General features: G+C 65.2%; 27 protein-coding genes. 15 read left to right on the top strand and 12 right to left on the bottom strand.

Annotated features, from left to right (window positions below):
- Positions 1-162: 162 nt before the first annotated feature.
- A complete protein-coding gene (locus tag JQ586_RS20085; RefSeq protein WP_212396343.1) occupies positions 163-933 on the bottom strand; it encodes a gamma-glutamyl-gamma-aminobutyrate hydrolase family protein in 771 nt (256 codons plus the stop codon).
- A gap of 232 nt (positions 934-1165) precedes the next feature.
- Between JQ586_RS20085 and JQ586_RS20090 the strand changes: the two genes are divergently transcribed.
- Positions 1166-2296, top strand: coding sequence for an AI-2E family transporter (locus JQ586_RS20090; RefSeq protein WP_212396344.1), 1131 nt, complete (start codon positions 1166-1168; stop codon positions 2294-2296).
- A gap of 67 nt (positions 2297-2363) precedes the next feature.
- Here the strand turns inward: JQ586_RS20090 and JQ586_RS20095 are convergent, their stop codons facing one another.
- The 6 genes from JQ586_RS20095 to JQ586_RS20120 all read right to left on the bottom strand — a co-directional run bounded on the left by JQ586_RS20095 (position 2364) and on the right by JQ586_RS20120 (position 6025).
- Complete coding sequence (locus tag JQ586_RS20095) at positions 2364-2660, bottom strand: antibiotic biosynthesis monooxygenase (protein WP_212396345.1); 297 nt, start codon at positions 2658-2660, stop codon at positions 2364-2366.
- Between the two features lie 104 nt (positions 2661-2764).
- Positions 2765-3001 (bottom strand): hypothetical protein, encoded by a 237-nt coding sequence (locus JQ586_RS20100; RefSeq protein ID WP_212396457.1) that lies wholly within the window; start codon positions 2999-3001, stop codon positions 2765-2767.
- 48 nt (positions 3002-3049) lie between these two features.
- Positions 3050-4264, bottom strand: coding sequence for a GGDEF domain-containing protein (locus tag JQ586_RS20105; protein WP_212396346.1), 1215 nt, complete (start codon positions 4262-4264; stop codon positions 3050-3052).
- A gap of 237 nt (positions 4265-4501) precedes the next feature.
- Positions 4502-4978 (bottom strand): 30S ribosomal protein S9, encoded by a 477-nt coding sequence (gene rpsI / locus JQ586_RS20110; RefSeq protein WP_212396347.1) that lies wholly within the window; start codon positions 4976-4978, stop codon positions 4502-4504.
- A complete protein-coding gene (gene rplM / locus JQ586_RS20115) occupies positions 4979-5443 on the bottom strand; it encodes a 50S ribosomal protein L13 (protein ID WP_212396348.1) in 465 nt (154 codons plus the stop codon).
- A 153-nt stretch (positions 5444-5596) separates the two neighbouring features.
- Entirely contained in the window at positions 5597-6025 is a 429-nt protein-coding gene (locus JQ586_RS20120; RefSeq protein ID WP_212396349.1) for a PaaI family thioesterase, read from the bottom strand.
- A gap of 86 nt (positions 6026-6111) precedes the next feature.
- Between JQ586_RS20120 and JQ586_RS20125 the strand changes: the two genes are divergently transcribed.
- The 8 genes from JQ586_RS20125 (at position 6112) to nadC (ending at position 13928) form a co-directional block, all read left to right on the top strand.
- A complete protein-coding gene (locus tag JQ586_RS20125) occupies positions 6112-6936 on the top strand; it encodes an enoyl-CoA hydratase (RefSeq protein WP_212396350.1) in 825 nt (274 codons plus the stop codon).
- Between the two features lie 64 nt (positions 6937-7000).
- Positions 7001-7585, top strand: coding sequence for a CoA-binding protein (locus JQ586_RS20130; protein WP_212396351.1), 585 nt, complete (start codon positions 7001-7003; stop codon positions 7583-7585).
- 149 nt (positions 7586-7734) lie between these two features.
- Entirely contained in the window at positions 7735-9015 is a 1281-nt protein-coding gene (locus JQ586_RS20135) for an O-acetylhomoserine aminocarboxypropyltransferase (protein WP_212396352.1), read from the top strand.
- 128 nt (positions 9016-9143) lie between these two features.
- Positions 9144-9521, top strand: a complete 378-nt coding sequence (locus JQ586_RS20140) for a hypothetical protein (RefSeq protein WP_212396353.1) — start codon at positions 9144-9146, stop codon at positions 9519-9521.
- Between the two features lie 14 nt (positions 9522-9535).
- Positions 9536-10492: an NrtR DNA-binding winged helix domain-containing protein gene (locus JQ586_RS20145; protein WP_212396354.1), complete on the top strand. Its 957-nt coding sequence runs from the start codon at positions 9536-9538 to the stop codon at positions 10490-10492.
- A gap of 54 nt (positions 10493-10546) precedes the next feature.
- Positions 10547-11533: a quinolinate synthase NadA gene (gene nadA / locus JQ586_RS20150; RefSeq protein ID WP_212396355.1), complete on the top strand. Its 987-nt coding sequence runs from the start codon at positions 10547-10549 to the stop codon at positions 11531-11533.
- The gene (locus tag JQ586_RS20155; RefSeq protein ID WP_212396356.1) at positions 11530-13080 is read left to right on the top strand and encodes an L-aspartate oxidase; all 1551 of its coding nucleotides are present in this window, start codon (positions 11530-11532) and stop codon (positions 13078-13080) included. The genes nadA and JQ586_RS20155 overlap by 4 nt, the downstream gene beginning before the upstream one ends.
- Positions 13077-13928 carry a carboxylating nicotinate-nucleotide diphosphorylase gene (gene nadC, locus JQ586_RS20160; RefSeq protein WP_212396357.1) on the top strand — a complete coding sequence of 284 codons (852 nt, stop codon included), beginning with the start codon at positions 13077-13079 and terminating at the stop codon, positions 13926-13928. Before JQ586_RS20155 ends, nadC begins: the two co-directional genes overlap by 4 nt.
- Before the next feature lie 4 nt (positions 13929-13932).
- Here the strand turns inward: nadC and JQ586_RS20165 are convergent, their stop codons facing one another.
- Entirely contained in the window at positions 13933-15018 is a 1086-nt protein-coding gene (locus tag JQ586_RS20165; protein WP_212396358.1) for a COX15/CtaA family protein, read from the bottom strand.
- Positions 15019-15111: 93 nt separating this feature from the next.
- Here JQ586_RS20165 and JQ586_RS20170 point away from each other — a divergent pair, with 93 nt between their 5' ends.
- On the top strand, positions 15112-15327 hold the full coding sequence (locus JQ586_RS20170; RefSeq protein WP_212396359.1) for a DUF2842 domain-containing protein: 216 nt from the start codon (positions 15112-15114) through the stop codon (positions 15325-15327).
- Between the two features lie 78 nt (positions 15328-15405).
- Here the strand turns inward: JQ586_RS20170 and JQ586_RS20175 are convergent, their stop codons facing one another.
- Positions 15406-16458 (bottom strand): polysaccharide deacetylase family protein, encoded by a 1053-nt coding sequence (locus JQ586_RS20175; protein WP_212396360.1) that lies wholly within the window; start codon positions 16456-16458, stop codon positions 15406-15408.
- Between the two features lie 127 nt (positions 16459-16585).
- On the opposite strand from JQ586_RS20175, the gene JQ586_RS20180 reads away from it, so the two are divergent.
- Positions 16586-17782 (top strand): GNAT family N-acetyltransferase, encoded by a 1197-nt coding sequence (locus tag JQ586_RS20180; protein WP_212396361.1) that lies wholly within the window; start codon positions 16586-16588, stop codon positions 17780-17782.
- Positions 17783-17786: 4 nt separating this feature from the next.
- On the opposite strand, the gene JQ586_RS20185 is transcribed toward JQ586_RS20180, so the two are convergent.
- The gene (locus JQ586_RS20185) at positions 17787-18722 is read right to left on the bottom strand and encodes a LysR family transcriptional regulator (protein WP_212396362.1); all 936 of its coding nucleotides are present in this window, start codon (positions 18720-18722) and stop codon (positions 17787-17789) included.
- The gene (locus tag JQ586_RS20190; protein WP_212396470.1) at positions 18719-19069 is read right to left on the bottom strand and encodes a hypothetical protein; all 351 of its coding nucleotides are present in this window, start codon (positions 19067-19069) and stop codon (positions 18719-18721) included. Before JQ586_RS20190 ends, JQ586_RS20185 begins: the two co-directional genes overlap by 4 nt.
- Here JQ586_RS20190 and JQ586_RS20195 point away from each other — a divergent pair.
- The gene (locus JQ586_RS20195) at positions 19068-20357 is read left to right on the top strand and encodes an MFS transporter (protein ID WP_249147824.1); all 1290 of its coding nucleotides are present in this window, start codon (positions 19068-19070) and stop codon (positions 20355-20357) included. The two genes, JQ586_RS20190 and JQ586_RS20195, sit on opposite strands and share 2 nt — an antisense overlap.
- A 23-nt stretch (positions 20358-20380) precedes the next feature.
- Here JQ586_RS20195 and JQ586_RS20200 read toward each other — a convergent pair whose 3' ends face one another.
- Positions 20381-22702: an exopolysaccharide transport family protein gene (locus JQ586_RS20200; protein ID WP_212396364.1), complete on the bottom strand. Its 2322-nt coding sequence runs from the start codon at positions 22700-22702 to the stop codon at positions 20381-20383.
- Between the two features lie 182 nt (positions 22703-22884).
- On the opposite strand from JQ586_RS20200, the gene JQ586_RS20205 reads away from it, so the two are divergent.
- The 3 genes from JQ586_RS20205 to JQ586_RS20215 all read left to right on the top strand — a co-directional run bounded on the left by JQ586_RS20205 (position 22885) and on the right by JQ586_RS20215 (position 25926).
- Positions 22885-23112, top strand: coding sequence for a hypothetical protein (locus JQ586_RS20205; protein ID WP_212396365.1), 228 nt, complete (start codon positions 22885-22887; stop codon positions 23110-23112).
- A 3-nt stretch (positions 23113-23115) separates the two neighbouring features.
- On the top strand, positions 23116-24255 hold the full coding sequence (locus JQ586_RS20210) for a glycosyltransferase family 4 protein (protein ID WP_212396366.1): 1140 nt from the start codon (positions 23116-23118) through the stop codon (positions 24253-24255).
- Positions 24256-24372: 117 nt separating this feature from the next.
- The gene (locus JQ586_RS20215; protein ID WP_212396367.1) at positions 24373-25926 is read left to right on the top strand and encodes an undecaprenyl-phosphate glucose phosphotransferase; all 1554 of its coding nucleotides are present in this window, start codon (positions 24373-24375) and stop codon (positions 25924-25926) included.
- The last annotated feature ends 19 nt before the right edge of the window (positions 25927-25945 follow it).

Consider the following 25945-nt stretch of genomic DNA (forward strand, 5'->3'; position numbering starts at 1 on the left):
GTGGTCCTACCCCCGTGCTTTCTACATTGCACGGGGCCCATGGGTGCGATCGGCACCCGGCTTTCCCTGCGCCCTCTTCACACAGAGCGGCGAAACGAGATGCAGGACTCGGACGATTCATGTCGCGAGAACGCTAGAGTGCGTCCCCCTCAACCGCGTGCGCTATGCCGCCCTGCGCCTTTCGCGGAGCGCATCACCGAACGCCTCGAACAGCGCGCGGTTGATCGGGTTGCGCTGCGGGTCGTATTCGGCATGCCACTGCACACCGAGCGCAAATCCCGGCGCATCGGCGATACGGATCGCCTCGATGGTGCCGTCCTCGGCAATTCCCTCGATCACGACCCGCTTGCCGGGTTGGAGGATGCCCTGCCCGTGCAGCGAATTGACGCGGATGGACTCGCGGCCGAGGATCGTCGCGAAGGCGCCGCCCGGCGTCAGGGTGACGTCGTGACGATCGGCGAACACGACCTTGGGGTCGGGATGGATCTCGCCGTTCTCGAGCCTCGGCATGCGATGGTTCATGCGGCCGGGAATCTCGCGGATCTCCGGATGCAGCGAGCCGCCGAAGGCCACGTTCATCTCCTGCAGGCCGCGGCAGATGCCGAAGATCGGCACGCCGCGCGCGACGCAGGCCTCCGACAGCGCGAGCGCGACGTCGTCGCGGTGCATGTCGTAAGGCTCATGCGCGGCACAAGGCTCGGTGTTGAACCGGGTCGGATGCACATTGGCGCGCGCGCCGGTCAGGACCACGCCGTCGACCACATCGAGCAAGGCTGCGATATCGGTGATTTCGGGGGTTCCCGCGAACATCAGCGGCACGGCACCCGAGACTTCGGCCACTGCGCGGAGATTGCGCTCTCCGACCATCTGGACCGTGAAACGATTCTCAATGCGATGGGCGTTTCCGATCACGCCGACCACGGGCCGTCTCATTATCTACGTCTCGCGCAATGATTCTTCTGAGTTTGCTACCGTTTGGAGACGATCTTGCCTCTGAGTTCCGCTCCGATCAACGTCAAAATCTGCACAGGTCGGCTTGCATCCCTGCACAATTCAGGGGCCAAGGTCGCTTTCCCCAAGGTATCTCCGGCCGCCCGCCAGCTTGATCCCGGTGGAATTTTCGCCAATGACTGGCTCGACACCTGCCCGACAGAGGGAATCACCCGTGACCGATTCGGCTGACGATCGCCTTCAGGCCCGCAACAACATGGCATGGGCGATTGCCGTCGGCGGCATCGGGATCGTGCTGTTCACTGCGCTGTTGGTGTTTGCCTGGACCTTCGCTGCGACCCTGTTCCTGCTGTTCGCGGGCATGCTGCTTGGCGTTGGCCTGAACGCGATGAGCACCCATCTCGGCCGGCTGGTCGCCCTGCCGCACGCGCTGCGGCTCGCCATCGTGTGCCTGGCGCTGGCGGGGCTGCTGTCCGGGATCGTCTTCCTCGGCGGCACCACGATCGCCGATCAGGCCAAGGTGCTGAGCAGCACCATCAAGTCGCAGCTCGGCACCGTGAAGGATTTCCTCGAGCAGCACGGCGTCGACACCAGCTATCTCGACTTCACCGATGCGAAGGGCGAAACGAAGCCGGAAGCCACCACAACGACGACGCCGGCGCAGGCTCCGTCGCACGGCCTGCCGGGCGCCGGCGCGCTGGCCTCGAGCGGCGGCGCCATCATCAGCCAGACCCTGAAGGTGCTGCTCGGCACCGTCAGCGTGGTCGGCAACTTCTTCATCGTGCTGTTCCTGGGGCTCGCCTTCGCCGCCCAGCCGAGCATCTACCGCGCCGGGCTGTTGTTCATCGCGCCGGCGAATTACCGCGGCCAGGCCACCATGATCGTCGACCGCATCGGCGAGACGCTGGAGCGCTGGCTGATCGCGCAGATCATCACGATGGCGGCGGTATTCCTCGTCACCTGGATCGGCCTGCTGATCATCGGCATCCCGAGCTCGTTCATCCTCGGCATCCAGGCCGGCCTGCTCGCCTTCATCCCGACGGTTGGTGCGATCCTCGGCGGGCTGATCGTGGTGCTGGCGAGCCTCGCCTCGGGGTGGATCCCCGCGCTCTCCGCCTTCGTCCTGTTCCTCGGCGTGCACGCGCTGGAGAGCTACGTGCTGACGCCGATCATCCAGCGCCAGGCGCTCGACATACCGCCGGCCACGCTGTTCGCGTTCCAGATCCTGCTCGGCGTCGTGTTCGGCATCTGGGGACTGGCGCTGGCGCTGCCGATGATGGCGATCGCCAAGGTGATGATCGACCACTTCAAGGCGGAGGATGCAGCGCCTGCGCATGCCGGATAAGGCGTTTTCGAGCGAAGCGGGCACCGGTTCGCGCGAGGAAAACGCGTCAAAACGACAATCGACCGTCTCAAGTCGACAGCACGGTCTCGGTGTGCTCGACCTCGGGGGGCGCCGCAAAGTACTGGCCGACGAGCGCGCGCCAGGCGGTAAAATCCTCCGAGCCGCGGAAATCGACCGTGTGGTTCTCGAGTGTCTCCCACTTCGCCATCAGCCGGTAGCGCGACGGCTTCTCGATCGAACGGTGCAGTTCAAACCCCTTGCCGCCCTTGGCGCGCAGGAACAGCGGCCGCGCCTTTGCCACTGCCGCTTCAAAATCCTTCTCGCTGCCCGGTTTGACGTCGATCAGTGCGATTTCCGTGATCATTGGGTTGGGACCTCCGCTGTCGAAGACACGTCTCTAGCGCATCCTGCCGCAACGAAAAAGGCGCCCCTGCGGGCGCCTCTTTCAATCGGGTGTTGCCGGTACTCTCAGCCGAAGATCGGACCGGCGCCGAAGACCACCACCATCGCGCCAATCAGCATCACCATCGGCCAACGGGTGCTGGATTGGTTGTAGCGGCCTTGCGCGCGTCGCTCGTCGATCAATGCCATTTCGTATTCATCCGAATTCGAGAACATGCAGGCAAATCCGCTTCGCGCCGAGGCTGCAGCAGCGTCAAGCGACATCAGGGCGGTCTGCGGATCGTGAATATGCGTCGACTCCATGCGCGCAAGCATGGAACCGCATGGCTAACGAGCGGTTACCGTGACCCGTCAGTGCACCGTCGCCGGCTTGTGGCGCGCCGCGGCCGGCAGGCCTGCGGTCTTGCGCCGCCAGTTCTCCAGCGACAGCGGCAGCTCCTCGGCGGCCTCGACGCGATTGCGACCGCTGCGCTTGGCCTGGTACAGCGCGGTGTCGGCCGAGGCGAGCAGCACCTCGAGCTCGGTGCCGGCCGGCCCGCCTGCGACGCCGATGCTGACGGTCGTGTCAACGGCGCCCTCCTCACAGACGATGCCGCTGGACTCGAAGGCCTCGCGCACGCGCTCGGCGACCAGGACGCCCTCTTCCAGCGAACACGGCAAAAGTGCTGCGAATTCCTCGCCGCCGATGCGACCGGACAGGTCGCTGATGCGGAGATTGCTGACCACGACGGTGGAGAACAGTTTCAGGACCTCATCGCCGGCCGGATGGCCGAAGCGGTCGTTGATCGACTTGAAATGGTCGATGTCGAAGATCATCACCGTGACCGGGCGGCCGGCATTGGCCTCGCGCTCGATCACCCGCATGCAGGCCTCGGTGAAGCCGCGCCGGTTGAGCATGCCGCTGAGCGGATCGATCGAGGCGGCCGTCTTGTGCACGGCCACCGCGCGGTCCGACACCATCATGAAGATCACGAACACCGTTCCGATTGCGTAGAGCACGAGCTCGACCGAGAACAACGTGACCCAGAAGCTGGTGGCGAAATTCTCGTCATGGGCGCGCAAGAGGTCGCCCACCAGGATCGGCAGCATCAGCACACAGCCGTGAACGACCGGCACGACGATCGCCGGCCAGCGCTTCTGCATGGCGCGGCGGCGCTCGTTCCACAGCTCGGCGGCGGTCAGCGCCGCGTAGATCGCGACGATCGCAGCGCCAAACGTCAGCCGCATCGCGGTGTCCTGCAGAATCGCCACGGCGCCGATCCAGGCGACCGGGCCGAGCATCAGGCCCGGCACATTGGGCTTGCGACCGTGGAAGACACGCGATGCGTTCCAGACCAGGCCGCAGGCGGCAAAGCCGACCGCGTTCAGCGCCAGCAGGATCGACGCACCGAGCGCGGCGCCTCCGACCGTGCACAGCGCGACCGACGCCGCGCCGAGCAGATAGGCGGTGCCCCACCATTTCAACGCGGGGATGTTCTCCTGCCTGCCGAAATACATCAGCATGGCACCGAGCATGCCCGCCACCATGGTTGCGAACAAATAAAGTGTCGACGTATCGAACGACATAAAGTCACCCCAGCCGGTGTAATGCAACGTTCGCAGGCGCGATTGTTCTATGGTGATGCAGCGCTTCTGCTGAAGTGCACGCTAGAGACCGCGAGTTCCAATTTCGTTTGCACGCATACGCAAGTTTTCGCGAAAAACTGCGTTAATTCAGCTCTAAACCGAACGCAAAAAGGGCGCCTCTCGGCGCCCTCTTTCGTTAGGTATTTGCGGCAATTGCCGCGAATTTTAGTTCGCGAATTAGCGCTTCGAGAACTGGAAGGACTTGCGGGCCTTCGCCTTGCCGTACTTCTTGCGCTCGACCGCGCGGGAGTCACGGGTGAGGAAGCCGCCCTTCTTGAGGACGCTGCGCAGTTCGGGTTCGAAGTTGGTCAGCGCCTTCGAGAGGCCGTGCCTGACAGCACCGGCCTGGCCCGACAGGCCGCCGCCGGCGACCGTGCAGATCACGTCGTACTGGCCGTTACGAGCGGCAGCGACCAGCGGCTGCTGGATCATCATGCGCAGCACCGGGCGGGCGAAGTAGACTTCGAACTCGCGGGTGTTGACCGAGATCTTGCCCGAGCCGGGCTTGACCCAGACGCGGGCGACCGCGTCCTTGCGCTTGCCGGTGGCATAGGCGCGGCCGTACTTGTCGACCTTCTTCACGTACTTCGGCGCTTCGGGAGCCGCCGGCTTGACCTGCGAGAGCTGGTCGAGGGACTGCAACGTGTCGGACATTTATGCGGCCCTCGTGTTCTTGCGGTTCAGCGCCGCGATATCGACCTTCTCGGGGTTCTGGGCTTCGTGCGGATGATCGGCACCCGCATAGACGCGCAGGTTGCCCATCTGCATGCGGCCGAGCGGGCCGCGCGGGATCATGCGCTCGATCGCCTTCTCGACGACGCGCTCGGGAAAGCGACCCTCGAGGATCTGCTTCGCGGTGCGCTCCTTGATGCCGCCGATGTAGCCGGTGTGCTTGTAGTAGGTCTTCTGGTCGCGCTTGCGGCCGGTCAGCACCACATGCGCGGCGTTGACGATGATGACATTGTCGCCGCAATCGACATGCGGGGTATAGGTGGGCAGATGTTTGCCGCGCAGGCGCATCGCAACGAGGGTGGCGAGACGGCCGACGACCAGACCCTTGGCGTCGATCAGCACCCACTTCTTCGTCACTTCGGCGGGCTTGGCCGAGAACGTGCTCATGTGAGAATCCGTGAAAATGGAAATCGGCGCCGTATGCGCCGAACTGGGCGGCTTTCTAGAGAAGCCGCGCGCACACGTCAACGTCCATGCGCTCAAATTACATTCATAAAAACAATGACTTATAAATATGGTGCAATAATACCAGAGAAAAGTTCATGTGTTTGGAATGGAATAGGTCGCCGTGACATGGGCGATCGGATCGGGCGACGTGCCGGACAACAGGTTTACCTCGCCGACGGCCAGCCGCTTGCCAAGCTTGAGCAGCCTCGCCACCGCAAGCACGTCCTGCCCCGGCTGGCCCTTGCGCAGGAAGTTGATGTTGAGATTGGCGGTCACGGCGAGACCGATCGGCCCGATCGCGGACAACAGCACGACATACATCGCGAAATCGGCCAGCCCCATCAGGGTCGGCCCGGACACCGTGCCGCCCGGCCGCAGCATGCGTTCGCTGTAGCGCTGCCGCAGCAGGCAGGTTTCGCCATCGGCGCTCTCGATCCTGATGTCGTCGCCGCTGAAAGCCTGCGGAAATTCGCGATGCAGGAACTCCTCCAGTTCAGCCACGCTCATTTTCGCAATAGCCATGCCGTCCCCACCCTCGCTTCACCCTGCCTGTTACATTAAGTTGTCATAGACACCCTAGTGGAATTTTCATCAGTGGAAACTTCGCCATGTCTGCCCAAGCCGCCCGCGCACGAGCACCGCAAGCCCCGATCCTGCTGCGCGAGACCGTGGGCAGTATCACGGTACTCACGCTCAACCGTCCCGCAGCACGCAACAGCCTGTCCGAGGGGCTGATTGCCGAGCTGCATGGTGCGCTGGACGAGATTCGTGACGACAACAATGTCCGAGGCGTCGTGATCGCCGCGAATGGTCCGGCCTTCTCTGCCGGCCACGACATGAAGGAGCTCACCGCGCGTCGCAGCGATGCCGATCGCGGCCGCGCATATTTCGCGCAGATCATGAACGCATGCAGCGCGATGATGCAGGCAGTCGTGAATTTGCCGAAGCCGGTGGTCGCTGCCGTCCCGGGCATTGCGACCGCCGCCGGCTGCCAACTCGTCGCCAGCTGCGATCTTGCTGTCGCGTCGGAGACCGCGACGTTCGCGACGCCGGGGGTCGACATCGGCCTGTTCTGTTCGACGCCGATGGTCGCGCTGTCGCGCAACGTGCCGCGCAAGCAGGCGATGGAGATGCTGCTGACGGGCGAGCCGATCACGGCTGTCGCCGCGCAGAACATCGGACTGATCAACCGCGTGGTGCCTGCGGGCACCGAGCGCGACGCTGCGATCGCGCTGGCACAAAAGGTCGCGCTGAAATCCGCATACACCGTCAAGCTCGGCAAGGAAGCATTCTATCGCCAGGCCGAGATGAGCCTCGCGGAGGCGTATCGCTATGCCGCCGAGGTGATGACCGAGAACATGATGGCGCGCGACGCCGAGGAAGGCATCGGCGCCTTCCTCGAGAAGCGCGATCCGAAGTGGCAGGACAAGTGACGTTCCTTCATTGCGAGGAGCGAAGCTTCGCTCCTCGCAATGACGCAATTGAAAAAGACGAGTGATGAACCACGACGCCTACGACGACAATTACATCCGCAGCATCCTCAACAACGTCAAATCGATCGCGATGGTTGGCGCCTCGCCGGTCAATGTGCGGCCGAGCTACTTCGCCTTCAAATATCTGGCGCAGCGCGGCTACGACATGATCCCGGTCAATCCCGGCCATGTCGGCAAAGAGCTGATGGGCAAGCCGTTCGTGGCTTCGCTCGCCGATATCGGCCGTCCGATCGACATGGTCGATATCTTCCGCAATTCGAGCCACATCATGCCGGTCGTGGACGAGGCGCTGAAGCTGTCGCCGCCGCCGAAGGTGATCTGGATGCAGCTCGGGGCGCGCGACGATGCCGCCGCCGAGAAGGCGGAAGCCGCGGGGCTGAAGGTCGTGATGAACCGCTGCCCGAAGATCGAGTATGGCCGGCTGTCGTCGGAGATCTCATGGATGGGCGTGAATTCGCGCACCTTGAGCTCCAAGCGGGCACCCGTACCGACGCAAGGCATGCGGCTGTCGCTCAATCGCTCGAGCTTCGGCGGCGGCCAGACCGCGGCCTCCGACCGCGCCGCGAAAAACAAAACCGAGACGACCTGAGGCCATTGCGGAATATTTGCGTCGATCACCAGACAATGTGCAGCACGGCATTTCAAACACGCGGGCGCTCGCCAGGCTGCCTTGACGGCGGAGCGCCGTGCCCCCAGCATGCCGCGCATTTCGAACAGGCCACAAACAGGACTTAGAGAATGACAGATCGCCTTCCGGGGTTTTCCACCCTCGCCGTGCATGCCGGTGCGCAGCCTGATCCCACCACCGGCGCGCGGGCGACGCCGATCTACCAGACCACGTCATTCGTGTTCAACGATGCCGACCATGCCGCCTCGCTGTTCGGCCTGCAGGCGTTCGGCAACATCTATACGCGCATCGGCAACCCGACCAATGCGGTGCTCGAGGAGCGCGTCGCCGCGCTCGAAGGCGGCACCGCGGCGCTGGCGGTTGCCTCCGGCCACGCGGCGCAGGTCATCGTGCTGCAGCAGCTGATGCGGCCCGGCGACGAGGTGCTCGCCGCGCGCAAGCTCTATGGCGGCTCGATCAACCAGTTCACCCACGCCTTCAAGGCGTTCGGCTGGAACGTGGCCTGGGCCGACCCCGACGACGTCGCAAGCTTCGAGCGCGCGGTGACGCCGCACACCAAGGCGATCTTCATCGAGTCGATCGCCAACCCCGCCGGCAGCATCACCGACATCGAGGCGATCGCCGCCGTGGCGCGCAAGGCCGGCGTACCGCTGATCGTCGACAACACGCTGGCTTCGCCCTATCTGATCAAGCCGATCGATCACGGCGCCGACATCGTCGTGCACTCGCTGACCAAGTTCCTCGGCGGTCACGGCAACTCGCTCGGCGGCGTCATCGTCGATGCCGGCACCTTCGACTGGTCGAAGGACAACAAGTATCCGATGCTGAGCGAGCCGCGCCCGGAATATCACGGCATCCGGATCCAGGAGACGTTCGGCAACTTCGCCTTCGCGATCGCCTGCCGCGTGCTCGGCCTGCGCGACCTCGGCCCCGCGCTGTCGCCGTTCAACGCCTTCATGATCCTGACCGGCATCGAGACGCTGCCGCTGCGCATGCAGAAGCACTGCGACAATGCCAAGGCGGTGGCGGAATTCCTCTCCTCGCACCCTGCAGTCTCGGCCGTGAACTATGCCGGCCTGCCCGACGACCGGTACCACCAGCTCCAGCGCAAGTATTCCCCGAAGGGCGCCGGCGCAGTGTTCACCTTCAGCCTCAAGGGCGGCTACGACGCCGGCGTCAACCTGGTTTCGAACCTGAAGCTGTTCTCGCATCTCGCCAATGTCGGCGACACGCGCTCGCTGGTGATCCATCCGGCCTCCACGACCCACAGCCAGCTCGACGACGAGGCCAAGGTGAGGTCGGGGGCAGGCCCCGACGTGGTGCGGCTGTCGATCGGCATCGAGGACAAGGAAGACCTGATCGCCGACCTCGACCAGGCCCTGCGGGCCTGATCACCCGCCCTGTCCGGAGCGCTGCGCCGCATCGCTCCGGCTATTTGTCCGGAAAGGACCGGTCTCTCGTTAACGCACCTTCCGCCATAAAATGGCAGTGATAGGCTCCGTGATTCGGGAGACCATTGATGTTGCGCCGGATACTGCCAATTGCGATCGCACTTTCAGCGATCCCGCCCGCCGAGGCCGCCGACGGCCCCACCCCCGCCAAATCCGCGACCGTCCGCGCCGCGCGGCAGCTTCCGCCCGGCCTGCCCCGCCGCCACTACGCCTACCGCACCACGGTCGCGCCGCCGACCTACGTGCATCCCAGGGTGATCCCGCTCAATTCCGAGCCATTAATCGTCCGTTTGCCCGGCGAGCCGCTGCTGCCGGGATCGGCGTCCCTGCCCGGCTATTACGGCAATGCCTACTCCTACAGCTACACGGGCCCCTATTACGGCGGCGCCTATGTGGATTATTGGGATCGCCTGCCCTACGCCTGCGGCATCTACGGCTATTGCTAGCGCGGGACGATCGCGTGGCAAGATCGGCGCAGAAAACCCGCGCATCGGCTTCGGGGAACGCAATCACCGCCGACCTCGTCGCGGTGCTGGTCGCCGTCAGCGACGGCGTGCCTGACATCATGACCATCGCCGGCGGATCGGCGCTGCCGAGCGGCCCGTTCGAGTTCACGCATCGCTCGCTGCAGACCGCTCTCCGCGCCTGGGTCGAGGCCCAGACCGGCCACCCGCTCGGCTATGTCGAGCAGCTCTACACCTTCGCCGACCGCGGCCGGTCCGGCGACAGCAAGGCGCCGCACAGCATCTCCATCAGCTATCTCGGCCTCACCCGCGAGGACAAGGTGGGCGAAGGCTTCGAGGCCCATTGGCACGGCTGGTACGAGTATTTCCCCTGGGAAGACCATCGCGCCGGCGCGCCGGCGTTTCTCGCCAAGGCGGTCGCACCGAAGCTAAGGGCGTGGGCGAAATCGGCGCCTTCACCGACCCTGCAGCGCGAACGCTGGCAGCGCTGCGCCATCACCTTCGGCCTCGACGATCGCGACTGGAACGAGGAGCTGGTGCTGCAGCGCTACGAGCTGCTCTACGAGGCCGGGCTGATCCCCGAGGCCGGTCGTGACAATGGCCGCGATGCTCCTATCGTGCCCGGCAAGCCGATGACCGCGGATCATCGCCGCATCCTCGCTACCGGCATCGCGCGGCTGCGCGCCAAGATCAAATATCGTCCCGTGGTGTTCGAGCTGATGCCGTCCGAGTTCACCCTGCTGCAACTGCAACGCAGTGTTGAGGCGCTCGCAGGCCGGCTGGTCCACAAGCAGAATTTCCGCAGGCTGATCGAGCAGCAGGAACTCGTTGAAGAGACTGGCGCAATCGCGACCGATACCGTCGGCCGCCCGGCCAAGCTGTTCCGCTTCCGTCATGCCGTGCTGGCCGAACGGGCCGTCGCCGGTACCAAGCTCCCGCTTTCCCGCACTTGACAGCCCTTATGCTCAGGATAAGTATAAGCCATCTTATGCTCAAGGAGAGTATAAATGGCCTCACTCGATACCGCACTGCTCGACCGTACCGCACCACTCTATGAGCGCGTCAAACGCGTGATCCCGCCCTTCGAATGGGCCACCTTCGCCGAAGACGTCGATGCGATCCTCACCCTGAAACGCCGCCGCAACGCGGTTGTGCTGGCGCACAACTACCAGACGCCGGAGATCTTCCACGGCGTCGCCGATATCGTCGGCGACAGCCTGCTGCTCGCACGCGAGGCGACCAAGGTCGATGCCGACATCATCGTGCTCGCCGGCGTGCATTTCATGGCCGAGACGGCCAAGCTGCTGAACCCGGCGAAGACCGTGCTGATCCCCGACCTCAAGGCCGGCTGCTCGCTCGCCGATTCCATCACGCCGGAGGACGTCCGGCTGATGCGCTCGCGCTACCCGGACGCGCCTGTCGTCGCCTATGTCAACACCTCGACCGCCGTCAAGGCCGAGTCCGATATCTGCTGCACTTCAGGCAACGCGCTGAAGGTCGTGGAATCGCTTCGTACCGAGCGCGTCATCATGCTGCCGGACGAATATCTTGCGAAGAACATCGCCAAGCAGACGGACAGGAAGATCATCGCCTGGAAAGGCCATTGCGAGGTGCATGAGCTGTTCACCGCCGACGACGTGCGCCAGCTGCGCGAGGATCATCCTGGCATCACCATACTGGCGCATCCGGAGTGCCCGCCCGAGGTCGTGGCGGAAGCGGATTATTCCGGCTCGACGGCCGCGATGTCGTCGTTCGTGGAGACCAGGCGTCCCCCGCGCGTCGTGCTGCTGACGGAATGCTCGATGAGCGACAACATCGCCGCGCAGCATCCGGATATCGACTTCGTCCGCCCCTGCAACCTCTGTCCGCACATGAAGCGGATCACGCTGAAGAACATCCGTCACGCGCTGGAGACCAACCAGCACGAAGTGACTGTTGATCCTGCGATCGCCGACCGCGCGCGGCGGAGCGTTGAAAGGATGCTGGCGCTATGACAACAGATATGTCCAGCCTGACAGGCCGCCCCGTCATCATCGGCGGCGGCGCCGCCGGGCTCATGACCGCGCTTTGTCTCGCACCCGAGCCGGTGGTGCTGCTGTCGAAATCACCTCTCGGCGCGGAAGCCTCCAGCATGTGGGCGCAAGGCGGATTGGCGGCAGCGGTCGGCGAAGACGATACGCCGGCCCTCCACTTCACCGATACGATCGCGGCCGGTGCCGGGCTGTGCGACGAAGCCGCGGCATGGCGGATCGTCCATGAGGCGCCGGCAGCGGTGGAACGGCTGACAGCGCTCGGCGTCGCCTTCGATCGGCGGCCCGACGGACGCTGGCGCCTCGGGCTCGAGGCCGCGCATGGCCGCAAGCGCATCGTGCACGCTACCGGCGACGGCACCGGGCGCGAGATCATGCGGGCGTTGATCGCGGCAGTCCGCCGCACGCCGTCGATCACGCTGCTTGAAGGCGTCGAGGCGCGCCGGCTTCTCGTCGAGGACAATGCGGTCAGGGGCGTGCTGGCGGCGAATGACCGCGGCGTCCTGACGCTCTCCACCAATCGCGTCGTGATCGCAACCGGCGGCATCGGCGGATTGTTCGCCGACAGCACCAATCCGGGCGGATGTTTCGGCCAGGGGCTCGCGCTCGCGGCACATGCCGGCGCAAAGCTCTCCGATCTCGAATTCGTTCAGTTTCATCCCACCGCCTTCGACGGGCCGTCGCGGCCGATGTCGCTCCTCACCGAGGCGATCCGCGGCGACGGCGCGGTGCTGATCGACGAGACGGGACTGCGGTTCATGGCGGACGAGCCCGGTGCCGAGCTTGCGCCGCGCGACATCGTCGCCCGAGCGGTGTGGCGCCACCGTGCCGCCGGACATCGCACCTTCCTCGATGCGCGCAAGAATCCGGGCGCGGATTTCCCGCAGCGCTATCCTATGATCAGCGCCTTCTGCAAGATGGCCGGCATCGATCCTGCCAATGATCCGATCCCGATCCGGCCGGCGGTCCACTATCACATGGGCGGCATCGCCGTTGACGGCGAAGGACGCAGCAGCGTGCAGGGCTTGTGGGCCTGCGGCGAAGCGGCCCGCACCGGGCTGCACGGCGCAAACCGGCTCGCAAGCAACTCGCTGATGGAGGCGATCGTCTGCGCGCGCTGGGTCACCGAAAGCATCGACGGCCTCGGTGCCGGTCCGCGCGCGATGCTGCGGGACCAGGCCCATGCGGCCCCAGCCGATCCCGCGATCGTGCGTCCGATCCTGACACAAGGGCTCGGCGTGCTGCGCGACCGCGACGGGATCGCACGCGCGATCCGCAGCCTTCATCCGCTCGCGCGCGCCCAGAGCACGGCGTCCGACGCAGCCCTGGTCGGATTGATGATCGCGGTTGCCGCCATCAGGCGCGAGGAAAGCCGTGGTGGCCATTTCCGCAGCGATTTTCCGGAGAGCGCCCCATCCGCCCAATCCTCATCCCTCACCCGCGCGGACGCCCTCGCTACCGCGCGCGATATCGTCGAATCGATCCCATCCGCCAGGAGTGCCAAATCATGACCCTCAATCCGTTGTTGCCGCTGATCTACGAGTCGATCGTGCATACCGCCTTGCGCGAGGATCTCGGCCGCGCCGGCGATATCACGGCCGATGCCATCGTGCCGGCGAGCCAGCAGGCCCGGCTGGTAATGCGAGCCCGCCAAAGCGGCGTCGTTGCCGGGCTCGACGTCGCGGGCTGCGCGTTCCGGACGATATCGTCCGCAATCGAGCTTCGCGCCGAGCGCCCCGACGGCAGCACCGTCGAGCCCGACCAGGTGATCGCGATCATCGATGGCCCGGCCCGCAGCCTGCTCACCGCGGAGCGGACCGCGCTCAACTTTCTGTGCCACCTCAGCGGCGTCGCGACCGCGACCGCGACCCTTGTGAAAGCAGTCCAGGGCACGCGCGCGCAAATCGTCTGCACGCGCAAAACCACGCCAGGACTGCGCGCGCTGGAAAAATACGCGGTGCGCGCCGGCGGCGGCGGCAATCACCGGTTCGGTCTCGATGATGCCGTGCTGATCAAGGACAATCACATCGCGCTCGCCGGCGGCATCCGCACGGCGGTGGAGCGCGCCAAGGCCAACACGGGCCACATGGTCAAGATCGAGGTCGAGGTCGATACGTTGTCGCAACTCGAGGAGGCATTGTCGCTCGGCGTCGATGCCGTGCTGCTCGACAACATGACCACGGAGCAACTCGCACGGGCCGTGGAGATGGCGCGCGGCAAGGCGATCACAGAAGCCTCCGGCCGCATCACCGCGGCAACCGCGGCGGCGATTGCCGCGACCGGCGTGGATTTGATCTCGGTCGGCTGGGTGACCCACAGCTCCGCCGCGCTGGATATCGGTCTCGACTATTTGCCGTGAATGATCAGCCGGGCTGGCCGACCGGAACCAGCTTCGGCTGGTCCCGTGCGGTCCGGCGCGCGGCGAGCCGCTCGGCCTGCAGGACGGCAAGCGTCAATACCGCGATCGCGACCGCCTGGTGCGTCAGCGCCAGATCGATCGGCACCTGATGCAGCAGTGTGAGGATTCCGAGCGTCGCCTGGACTGTGATCGCCCCGACCAGCCACCAGGCGCCCGCGACCACGGAGCCTTCGGCGCGCGAACGCACTGCGTCGATCGCGTGCGCGATCGCCAGTGCGAACAGCAGATAGGCGGTCATGCGATGCTCGAACTGCACGGTCAGCGTATTGTCGAACAGATTGCGCCACCACGGCGTCTCGAACCACAGCCGGTCGGCGGACGGAACGAACGCTCCGTCGATTTCGGGCCAGGTATTGAACACCCGGCCCGCGCGCAGGCCCGCGACCAGCGCGCCGAAATAGAGTTGCACGAAGGTGAGCACCAGCAGCACCGCGCTCGTGAGCTTCAGCCTGATCGTCGCGACCGCAGGCGGACGCTCCGTCAAACGGCGCAGCGTCCAGACGATCGCGGCGAAAATCAGGAGCGCCAGCACGAGGTGCGTCGCAAGCCGATACTGCGACACCTCGACGCGCTCCGACAGTCCCGAGGCCACCATCCACCAGCCGACGGCGCCTTGCAGTCCGCCAAGGGCGAAGATCAGCCACAGCCGCCGCTTCAACTCGCCGCTCATCCCACCGCGCCAGAGGAAGTAAAGAAACGGCAGCAGATAGGCGACGCCGATGAAGCGGCCGAGCAGCCGGTGGCTCCATTCCCACCAGAAGATCGTCTTGAATTCGCCGAGCGTCATCCCGGCGTTGAGCTCGCGATATTGCGGGATCGCCTTGTAGCCCTCGAATGCCTGGGTCCACTGCGCTTCGGTCAGCGGCGGCAGCGCACCTGTGACGGGCTTCCATTCCACGATCGACAGGCCGGATTCGGTGAGCCGCGTGGCGCCGCCAACCAGCACCATCAGCGCAATCAGCGCGGCAACCGACATCAGCCATATCCTGACCGCGCGGTACTGGGTGGTGCTAGCGGAAAGACCGGCCATTTCGCCCTGACTTGATTGGATTTTCGCGCCCCTTATAGTCCGACCTATCAGCCACGCAAGCTCCGCCGAGATCACGAGTCGCACATATCCGCCATGGCCATACGTACCCGCAAACTGCTCGGAACCATCGCCCTGCTGATCCTGGTGCTGGTGTGGTCGCTGCTCGGCATGACGGTGGCACAGACGCCGTGGCTCGCCAATTCCGGTTGGCTCCAGGCGATCTTCTATGTCGTGGCCGGCCTCGGCTGGGTGCTGCCGGCAATGCCGATCGTCGCCTGGATGTCACGGCCCGACCGCGCTGCGGGCTGATTGTAACGGACCGACGGCTCACATCGCATTGCGCGCGACGCTCGCACGCCAGGCCTGCCGATCCGGGGCAATTACAGCTCAGTTTCGCGCGCTGCGTGTTGGCTGCACCGGCGCGAACATGACGCCCGAAAGCAGCACCCGCATCACCCGCAGCGAGCGAACGCGGCCGTCCCAGGCGATGCGCGGCAGCGCGTGGAGGTTGGTGCGTCCCTGCGCTCCGACGATGCCTGGCAATGTGGACACCGCGCTGGCAAAGCCGGCTTCCTCCGCCATCACCACGTGCTGGCGGCGGAAAGAGCCGCGGTCGCCGAACGGAAACGCGAAGTGGCTCACATCGCGGCGGAACGCACTCTCGGCGACCGCCTTCCCCATCTTCATCTCGCGCCGCGCGTCCGCGTCCCTGAGATTCGACAGCGCGGGATAGTTCACGGTGGCGCAGCCGAACGTGAGCCTCGGATCGCCAGCGAGTTTCGCCAGATCGGCCCAGTCCAGCGACGCGCTGCGCGACAGCCCGGCGAGATCGACGGCATAGCGCCTGCAGAGGTCGTTGATGGCGAGCGAGAGGTCCGGAGGCGGCAGCTTGCGCATCCAGGCGAACAGATAGTCGAACAGCTCGTATTTGTCCGAGAGCTCCGAAACCACGAAATGCCGCTCGGCGCCGTCGATCATCAGGCTGATGCGGCTTTCGCGGCCGATGACGTCCTCCAGCGCCAGCCACCAGGCCTCCCCCACGCCGTCGGGAAAGGCCGTCGACAGGTACAGGGTGGCGGAAACGCCATGCCGCGCCAGCACGGGATAGGCGTGGGTGATGAAATCCTTCGCACCGCTATCGAAGGTCAGGCAGACAAAGCGCCGCCGCTCCGGCAGCGTCACGGCGCGCCGGCACGCCTCGTCGATGCCGACGATATCGTAGTTCCAGCGCTTCAGCGCGCCGATCGCACGATCAAGGAATTTTGGCGTGATCTCGCCGGACCTCAGCGGCTGGAACCGCGCGCTCGCGGGCGGCCGAACCCGCTCGAAGCGCAGGATCGCGCCGGCGCCGCCGGCCTCGCGCTGCTTCAGGAGGAATGCGCCACTGAAATAGGCGAACTCGATCTGCGCCCGCCGCAAAAACCTGTTGTCCGACGCCACCGTCCCGCCCCGCCCGGCGGTTCCCACGACCCCCGACGCGGCATTGTTATTACTTTTTGTTGACATTTCCCTGCGAAGGTCGCCCCGCGGGGAACTGTAAACAAAATCTTACAAAATGGGTTCTGAGATGACCATGGCTGCGGCGATCGAAGGCCAGACGGCCGATGCACGGGCATGGCCAACGACAGCTCGCCGCATCGCCGGCGTCGACATCTTCCATGATCTCTCCGCAGCCGAGGCGATCTGGCGCGGCTTCGAGACATCCACCCATTCCTTCACGCCCTATCAGCGCTTCGACTTCCTTGCCGCCTGGCAACGCCAGGTCGGCGAGCGCGAGCGTCTGCGCCCGTTCATCGTCGTCGCTCACGACAGCGAACGCCGGCCGCTACTGCTGCTGCCGCTCGCGATCGAATCCGGTTGGGGCGCGCAGCGCGCGAGCTTCATGGGCGGCAAGCACGCAACCTTCAACATGGCGCTGTGCGACAAGGACTTTGCTGCCAACGCCACCGAAGCGGACCTTTCCGCACTGGTCGGCTTGATCGCCGAGCGCTCGCGCGTCGATGCGCTGGCGCTGCATCAGCAGCCGCTGCGCTGGCAGGACCAGCCGAACCCGCTGGCGCTGCTGCCGCACCAGCCCTCGGTAAACGATTGCCCGCTGCTGGTGATGGAGCCGGGCGCGGCGCCCGCGACATTGATCAGCAATTCGTTCCGCAGCCGGCTGAAGGGCAAGGCACGCAAGTTGCAGCTGCTGCCCGGCTTCCGCTATTACATCGCGACCGAGAGCGCCGACATCAGCCGGCTGCTCGACTGGTTCTTCCGCGTCAAGCCGCAGCGGATGGCCGAGCAGAAGCTGCCGGACGTGTTCGCCGAGCCCGGCGTCGAGCAGTTCATCCGTGCCGCCTGCCTGACGCCGCTCGGCGACGGCCCCCGCCATGTCATCGACATCCATGCGCTGGAGTGCGACGAGGAAGTGATCGCGATCTTCGCCGGCGTCGCCGACGGCCATCGCTTCTCGATGATGTTCAACACCTACACGATGTCGGGCAACTCGAAATACAGTCCCGGCCTGATCCTGATGCGCGACATGATCGATCGCCATGCCGGCGAGAACTACCGCGCGTTCGATCTCGGCATCGGGGCGGACGAGTACAAGCGGCTATTCTGCAAGGATGATGAGGCGATCTTCGACAGCTTCATCCCGCTCAGCCTGCGCGGACGGTTGGCCGCCAGCACCATGTCGAGCCTCAATCGCACCAAGCGCGCGGTCAAGCACAACGCGGCCCTGCTCGAGATCGCGCAGAATCTGCGCAGCATGTTCCGCTGACGCCTCAGGCCTGCTCGCTCGATGCATCCCGCCCGTTCGGCACGCCGAGCCGCATCATTGCGTCGAACACCAGCGAGGCGGCGGGCGACAGCCTTCGTTTCCGGAGCTTGATCAGGCCGTAGCTCTCCAGCATCAGCCGGTCTCGAATGCGCAGTCTCCGGAAGCGCTGCGGATCGACCAAATCGAAAACCAGCATCGGGACCGGCACGATGGCGTCGATCCCCGCCGCGATGCCGACCGATGCGAGAAACGACTCGGTGTTGATGATGCGGCGAGGCGGTGTGACGCCACGGCTGTAGAACAGGCGCTCCAGCGCCTGGCGCATGAAGGATTCTCGCGGCTGGCAAATCCACTGCTGGTCGGCCATCTCCTCGAGATCGACAATCTCGCGGCAGCCCAATGGATGCTCGGCACGAACGAGCAGCGCGGCCTCCTCAGCCCCGATCTCGTGATAGTCGAATTGACGCGGGTCGACGTCGGCGGGAATCCGGGCGACGACAAAATCGAACTCCAGCGCGAGCAGACGCTCGACGAGCGGCGGGCTGGTGCTGACATCCAGCGAGATATTGACCCGGTCAAGCTTCTTGCCGAGATACTGGATGACGTCGATGACGAGGTCTTCGCAGGCTTTGGCCACAGTTCCGACGGAGACCGTGCCGAGTTCGCCCGACCGGTAGCCGGCGAATTCGTCGGTTACCTGATCAAGGTCGGCCAGCACGCTCTTGCCGCCCCGGACCAGGATCGCACCGTAGGCGGTTGGCTCGACGCCGCGTGCCGTGCGCTCGAACAGCGGAACCCGCGCCAGGGCCTCGATCTCGGCCAGCATCTTCGATGCCGCAGATTGGGTAATGTTCAGGCGCTCCGCAGCCAGTTGCAGCTTGCGCTCGCTGTCGAGCGCGACCAGGAGGCGGAGCTGACGTAATTTGAGATCCCTGATCACGGCCCTTCTGCTCTCGTCGTCTGAGCATGATCCTTGCCGTTGCCCGGCAAGGTTCCGGCCGTCATGCCGCGATGCACCATGACCATTTCGCCATGGCTGCATTCCCAAATGCCATTAGTCACCGGTCCCTCGATTACACAACAATGAACGCGTTGCTTGCAAGGGCAAGCGAGCGGTACCGTCGGCTGCATGCGTGCGGCCGCCGACGACGCCGTCTCGCCGCGCGCCCGGCCAATGACAAGCCGGGCAAATGAAAATCCGGGCAAACGACAATCCGGGCCAATGACAATATGAGGGATGGGAACGATGATTGATGATGTCGAGAAGCGCGCAATCGGAAAGATCATGCGGCGGCTGATCCCGTTTCTCATCCTGTGTTACTTCGTAGCCTATCTCGATCGCGTCAATGTCGGCTTCGCCAAGCTGCACATGAACGAATCGCTCGGACTGAGCGAAGCCGCGTACGGGCTCGGTGCCGGCCTCTTCTTCATCGGATACTTCTTCTTCGAAGTGCCCTCCAACATCCTGCTGGAGCGTTTCGGCGCGCGGCGCTGGATCGCGCGCATCATGATCAGCTGGGGCATCGTCTCTGCGGCATTTGCCTTCATCCCGTCGATGTCGGCGGCGAGCGGCCTGTCGAGCGAATGGATCTTCTATTTCCTCCGTCTGCTGCTCGGCGCCTGCGAGGCCGGCTTCTTTCCAGGCATCATATTTTATCTGACGCTGTGGTTCCCGGCGGTGTATCGGGCCCGCGTCATCAGCCTGTTCATGCTGGCGATCCCGATCTCGAGCATCGTCGGGTCGCCGATCTCGGGACTGCTGCTCAACCTGTCGGGGCTGAGCCTGCAAGGCTGGCAATGGCTGTTCATCTGCGAAGCGCTGCCGTCGATCCTGGTCGGCTTCGCCGTCCTGATCTTCCTGCCCGACTTCCCGCGCCAGGCCCATTGGCTGCAACCGGACGAGATCAACTGGGTTCAGAGCACGCTCGAACTGGAGCGGAAGCGAACGGTGGATCACGAGCATATTTCGGTGCTCCAGGCGCTGACCGACCTGCGCATCCTCGCCTGCGCGGTGGTGTATTTCTGCCTCAACGCGGCGAGTTACGGCGTCGCATTCTTCCTTCCCACCATCATCAAGGCGTTCGGCGTCACGGACACCCAGACCGGACTGATCGCGGCGCTCCCCTTCGTATTCGGCGCGATCGGCATGGTGCTGCTCGGCAGGCATTCCGACCACACCGGCGAGCGAAAGATGCACGTCGCCGGGGCGCTGATCCTGGCCGCTGTCGGAATCGGCCTCGCCGGGCTGGTGTCGAGCCCGGTGTTGATCGTGGGCCTGCTCTGCCTCGCCCAGATCGGCGTCTCAGCAGTACCGCCGATGTTCTGGCCGATGCCGGCGGGCATGCTGACCGGCGCCTCGGCCGCCGCCGGAATCGCCGCCATCAATTCGCTCGGCAATCTGTCGGGCTTCGCCGGTCCCTTCGCGATGGGATATCTGAAGGATCTGACCGGCGGATTCACAGCCGGGCTGCTGCTGCTCGCCCTGATGGGCCTGATCGGCGCGCTCGTCGCGATCAGGCTGCGGATCGATCCATTGCTCGAGCGGAGCGCGCGTGAGCCGGTTATGGCGCACTGAGTGGCATTTGCTCGCGGGACGGGTCAGGCGGCCACGCCCCGCGGGCCCGGCACGACGGTATCCGGCTTTACGGACGGCTTGGTCAGCATCGTCACCTCGGAGAAGCCCGCGGCCCTGAGCTGATCGACCATCAGCAGGCGCGCATCCTGCGCCATCGCGGCGTCCGGCACGACCACGGCCTGCGCTCCGGCGGTCAAGAGCTCCGCCGGCAGGTCGACGGCCGAGCCGGCGTCGAGCAGCACGTGGTCGTAGACCCTGAGCAAGGCATCGATCGCGAGTGTCAGCCGCGGCGACTGCAGATGTGCGCGGTCGAAGCCGGGACGTCCCGCGCTGACCAGCTGCACGCGCGAGAGCCGGTCCTTGGTGATGATCTGCGCAAACGAGGCGTCACCCTCCATCAGCTCGGCGAGCCCCGGCGCGGCCGGATCGACCGAGGCCGCCGTCAGCGCCGGTGACGACGCGACGAGATCGATCAACACGACCTTGGCCTGACGCGCCATCAGGCGGGCCAGCGCCAGCGCGGTCAGCGTGACACTCTCGCCATCAGCGGTGCCGAGGATCGTGATCTTGTGGGCGGCGGCACCGGCCCCGACGAGGCGCGTCGCAAGCTCTTCGATCTCGTCGGCCGGCGGCGCAGGCGCCAGCGGCGGCGCGCTGACGGCCGGTTCGCGCGCAACCACAGGCTCCGGCGTCAGTGCCGGCTCGGACATCAGCTCCGGCTCGGGCGCCAGTTCCGGCTCGGGCATCAGCTCCGGTTCCGGCTCCGGCTCGTTCGCGACCATGGTCTCCATCACAGGTTCGCGTCGGCGGACCGTTGCCGCAACCGGTGCGAAAGCACGGGCGACCGCTGACGGTGCAGAGATGCGCAGCAGCTCGCCGGTGATGATGATTCCCGACGACAGCAAGAGCGTCGCCAGGGTTGCGATCAGCACGATCGGCAGCTTCTTCGGATAGGCCGGCGTGTTCGAGACGGAGGCGCGCGAGATGATGCGGCCGTCGGTCGGTGCCGCCTCGATGTTCTCGCGGGCGGTCGCCTCGCGATATTTGGCAAGATAGGTTTCAAGCAGGTCGCGCTGCGCCTTGGCCTCGCGCTCCAGCGCCCGCAGCTGCACGTCCTGGCCGTTGCTCGACGAGGCCTGCTTCTTCACCTGATCGAGGCTCGCGGACAATGCGTCGACCCGGCCGCCGGCGACACGGGCGTCATTCTCCAGCGAGCGCGAGATTTTCGCCGCTTCCTCGCGCAACTGGCGGTCGAGATCCGCGACCTGCGCCTTCAGCTCCTTGATGCGAGGATGATTGTCCAGCAAGGTCGAGGATTGTTCGGCGAGCTGCGCGCGCAGCGTGCCGCGCTGCTCGGCGAGCCTGCGGATCAGCTCGGAATTGAGCACTTCCGAGGCCTCGATCGGCTTGCCGCTCTGGAGCATCTCCCGGATCAGCCGTGCCTTGGTCTCGGCGTCCGCCTTCAGCGCACGGGCGTTGTTGAGCTGCGTGTTCAGCTCACCCATCTGCTGGTTGGACAGCGTGGTGTTGTTGGTGCCCATGAACAGGCTCGACTTCGAGCGGAAATCCTCGGCTCGCGATTCGGCCTCCGACACCTTCTTGCGCAGATTGTCGATCTCGCCCGCCAGCCAGGCGCTGGCGGCCTTGGCCTGATCCTGCCGCGCCGCCTGCTGCAGCACGAGATAGCCGTCTGCGATCGAATTGGTCACACGCGCGGCAAGGTCGGGATCCTGCGACTGGAATTCGATGACGATGACGCGCGACTTGTCGACCGCGTAGGCCTGCAGGCGGTCATAATAGGCATCGAGCACCCGTTCTTCCGGGGTCAGCGAGAACGGATCACGGCCGATGCCGAACAGCGCCAGCAGGGATTTCAACGGCGAGAAGCCCCGCAGCACCGGATCGAACTCCGGAAGCTCGGCGAGCTTGTTCTTCTTGATGATATCGCGGGCGAGGTCGCGCGACAGCAACAGCTGCACCTGGCTGGTGACAGCCTCGGCATCCATCGAGGTGCGCTCCTGATCGCGCTCGCCGTTCGGCCGCAGGAAGGCGTTCTCGCGATTATCGACCAGGATGCGCGCTTCGGACTTGTAGCGCGGAGTGACGACATTGACCGCGGCCAGCGACAGCGCGAACACCAGGATGGTGGGAACGATGATCCAGCCCCGCTTGCGCCGTAACGCGCTGCCAAGCGAGCTCAGATCGAGATCGGCCGCTCCGGATGATGCAACCGCCTTGGCGGGAACGGGCTCGGCAAATGCCTCCGCGACAACGGGTGCCGATTTCGGCAGCGCCCGTTGCGCGACGGTCTTTTCCCCAAGCTTACGCCACAACGCAAAGCGCATTGCATTCTCCCGCGGACGCCGCGACTCCACCACAACCGGGGTGATCACACTCCATTAAGGTTGCCGCTGGGTTAATCCTGCGCTGCCAACGCGCAAGACATCCGTAGCAGCACGGACGCCGTCATCCTTTGTTAACCATGAGTGCCGTTAATCGAGGCTGATATCTTCCAGGATTCCTTGCAATGCGCGGCACGCGCACCGTCATCGTCGACCTGATCGCTGCACTCGGCTTGTCGGGCTGCATGGGCCGGACCACGCCGTTCGCCGTCGATCCCGGCCTTGCCTACGGTCTGCCCTACGCTGCGCCTGTCGCCAATGCCGAGCCCGCGCCAGGCGACAGCGCCTACCATCTGGATGCCGGCGACAAGCTCGGCGCCGACACCGCGTTCGTCGGCGGGCGCTGGTTCTGATCGATGGCGCAAGCGCAGAATCAGGACCAGCCGCTCCGCATCCTGCACGTCGTCCGCGCGCCGGTCGGCGGAATCTTCCGTCACATCCTCGACGTCGCCAATGGCCAGATCGAGCGCGGTCATCATGTCGGCATCGTCGCCGACAGCCTCACGGGCGGCACCCGCGCCGACGCGGCGCTCGCCGAGATCGCGCCGCGCCTCAAGCTCGGCGTGCACCGCGTCGCGATCCGACGCGAGCCGCGTTTCGCCGATGCCGCGGTCTGGGGACATATCGTGCGCCTGATCTGGCAGATGAAGCCGGACGTGCTGCACGGCCACGGCGCCAAGGCCGGCGCCTATGTCCGCCTGCGGCCCCGCTCGAAGAAGACGATTCGGGTCTATACGCCGCATGGCGGCTCGCTGCACTACCCGCTCGAAACGATGAAGGGCCGGTTCTACAGCCAGCTCGAGCGCACGCTGAAGGACAGCACCGATCTGTTCCTGTTCGAGAGCGCGTTCGCTCGCAACACCTATCAGCGAACCGTCGGCGTGCCGAGCGGGCTGGTGCACTGCGTGTTCAACGGTGTGACTTCCGACGAATTCGAGCCTGTGCCCACGGCCGACGACGCCACCGACATCGCCTATGTCGGCGAGTTCAGGCACATCAAGGGCGCCGACCTGCTGATCGACGCGGTGGCGAAGCTGCGCGGCGACGGCAAGCCGGTGACGCTGACGCTGGGCGGCGATGGCGAGGAAACCGAGAAGCTGAAGGCGCAGGTCAAGCGGCTGGCGCTCGACGACGCGGTTCGCTTCATCGGTCACGTCAAGGCGCGTTACGGCTTCTCCAAGGGCCGCCTGCTGGTGGTGCCGTCACGCGGCGATTCGATGCCTTACGTGGTGATCGAGGCGGCCGCCGCCGGTGTTCCCATGATTGCCGCCAATGTCGGAGGCATCCCGGAAATCTTCGACGTCAACACCGACGCGCTGTTCGCGCCGAGCAACGCGGCCGCGATGGCCGACGCCATCAAGGCTGCACTCGACAATCCCGCAGTCACCGCGGCCCGGGCCGCCAGGCTCCGTGAACGCATCTCGCAGCATTTCTCGCAGGGAGCGATGGTCGAGGGCGTGCTGGGCGGCTATCGCGACGCGTTTGCCAAACGTTAACCATTTTTTGCACGCGTAACCGTTTCTTCCGAATTGTCCCGCTATCTCCCGCCCTGGGGGAATTTCGCCCTGCACTCGCATGCCTATCTGCATGCGCAGGAATGGACGTGGACACACGTGGAACCGCTCAACGCACGCTCGATGCTGGATGCCGCTGCTTCGGCAACGATCGGTCACCAGCAGGCCGACCAGCCGCAGGTCGAGCGCCGCCGCCGCCTGTCGCCGGCTGCGCTCGCCGTCACCAACCAGAAAGTTCGCGCTGCCTACTCGCCGATCGTGATCGCCGGCGCGGTCCGTGTCGCCGACTTTGTGCTGCTCAGCCTGATCGGCGTCGGTATCTACCTTGCCTATGTGAAGCCGCAGGCCGGCTTCCACTGGGAATACATCGGAGCAATCGCCGGCATGTCCCTGGCCGCGGTGGTCTGCTTCCAGGCCGCCGACATCTACCAGGTTCAGGTGTTCCGCGGCCAGCTCCGCCAGATGACGCTGATGATCTCGTCCTGGTCGTTGGTGTTCCTGCTGTTCATCGGCGTCTCCTTCCTGTTCAAGCTTGGCGGCGAGGTGTCGCGGCTCTGGCTGTCGTCGTTCTTCTTCGTCGGCATCGCAGTCCTGATCATCGGACGTCTCGCCTTGCGCACGATGGTGCGCGCCTGGGCGCGCGACGGCCGGCTCGACCGCCGCACAATCATCGTCGGCGCCGATCAGGACGGCGAGCAACTGGTCGAAGCGCTCAAGACGCAAGAGGATTCGGACATCCACGTGCTCGGCGTGTTCGACGACCGCAACGACAGCCGCTCGATGGAGACCTGCGCCGGCAGCCCGAAGCTCGGCAAGGTCGACGACGTCGTCGAATTCGCCCGCCGTACCCGCATCGACCTCGTGCTGTTCGCGCTGCCGATCTCGGCGGAAACGCGCATCCTCGAGATGCTGAAAAAGCTGTGGGTGCTGCCGGTCGACATCCGCCTGTCGGCGCACACCAACCGGCTGCGCTTCCGGCCCCGCTCCTATTCCTATCTCGGCGAGGTGCCGACGCTCGACGTGTTCGAGGCGCCGATCACCGACTGGGACCTGGTGATGAAATGGCTGTTCGACCGCGTCGTCGGCGGCCTGATCCTGCTCGCCGCCCTTCCCGTGATGGGGCTGGTCGCGCTCGCGGTGAAGCTCGACAGCCCGGGCCCGGTACTGTTCCGCCAGAAGCGCTTCGGCTTCAACAACGAGCGGATCGATGTCTACAAGTTCCGCTCGCTCTATCACCATCAGGCCGATCCGACTGCCGCGAAGGTCGTCACCAAGAACGACCCGCGTGTCACCCGCGTCGGCCGCCTCATCCGCAAGAGCTCGCTCGACGAGCTTCCGCAGCTGTTCAATGTGGTTCTGAAGGGCAATCTCTCCCTGGTCGGTCCGCGCCCGCACGCCGTGCAGGGCAAGCTCGCGAACCGTCTGTTCGACGAGGCCGTCGACGGCTATTTCGCCCGTCACCGCGTCCGGCCAGGCATCACCGGCTGGGCGCAGATCAACGGCTGGCGCGGCGAGGTCGACACCGACGAGAAGATCCAGAAGCGTGTCGAGTTCGATCTCTACTACATCGAGAACTGGTCGGTGCTGTTCGACCTCTACATTCTGCTCAAGACGCCGTCCTCGCTGCTGACCAAGAACGAGAACGCCTATTGAGCTCCTCGGGATTGCACTC

This window comes from Bradyrhizobium jicamae (genome assembly GCF_018130215.1).
Taxonomy (GTDB): domain Bacteria; phylum Pseudomonadota; class Alphaproteobacteria; order Rhizobiales; family Xanthobacteraceae; genus Bradyrhizobium; species Bradyrhizobium jicamae_A.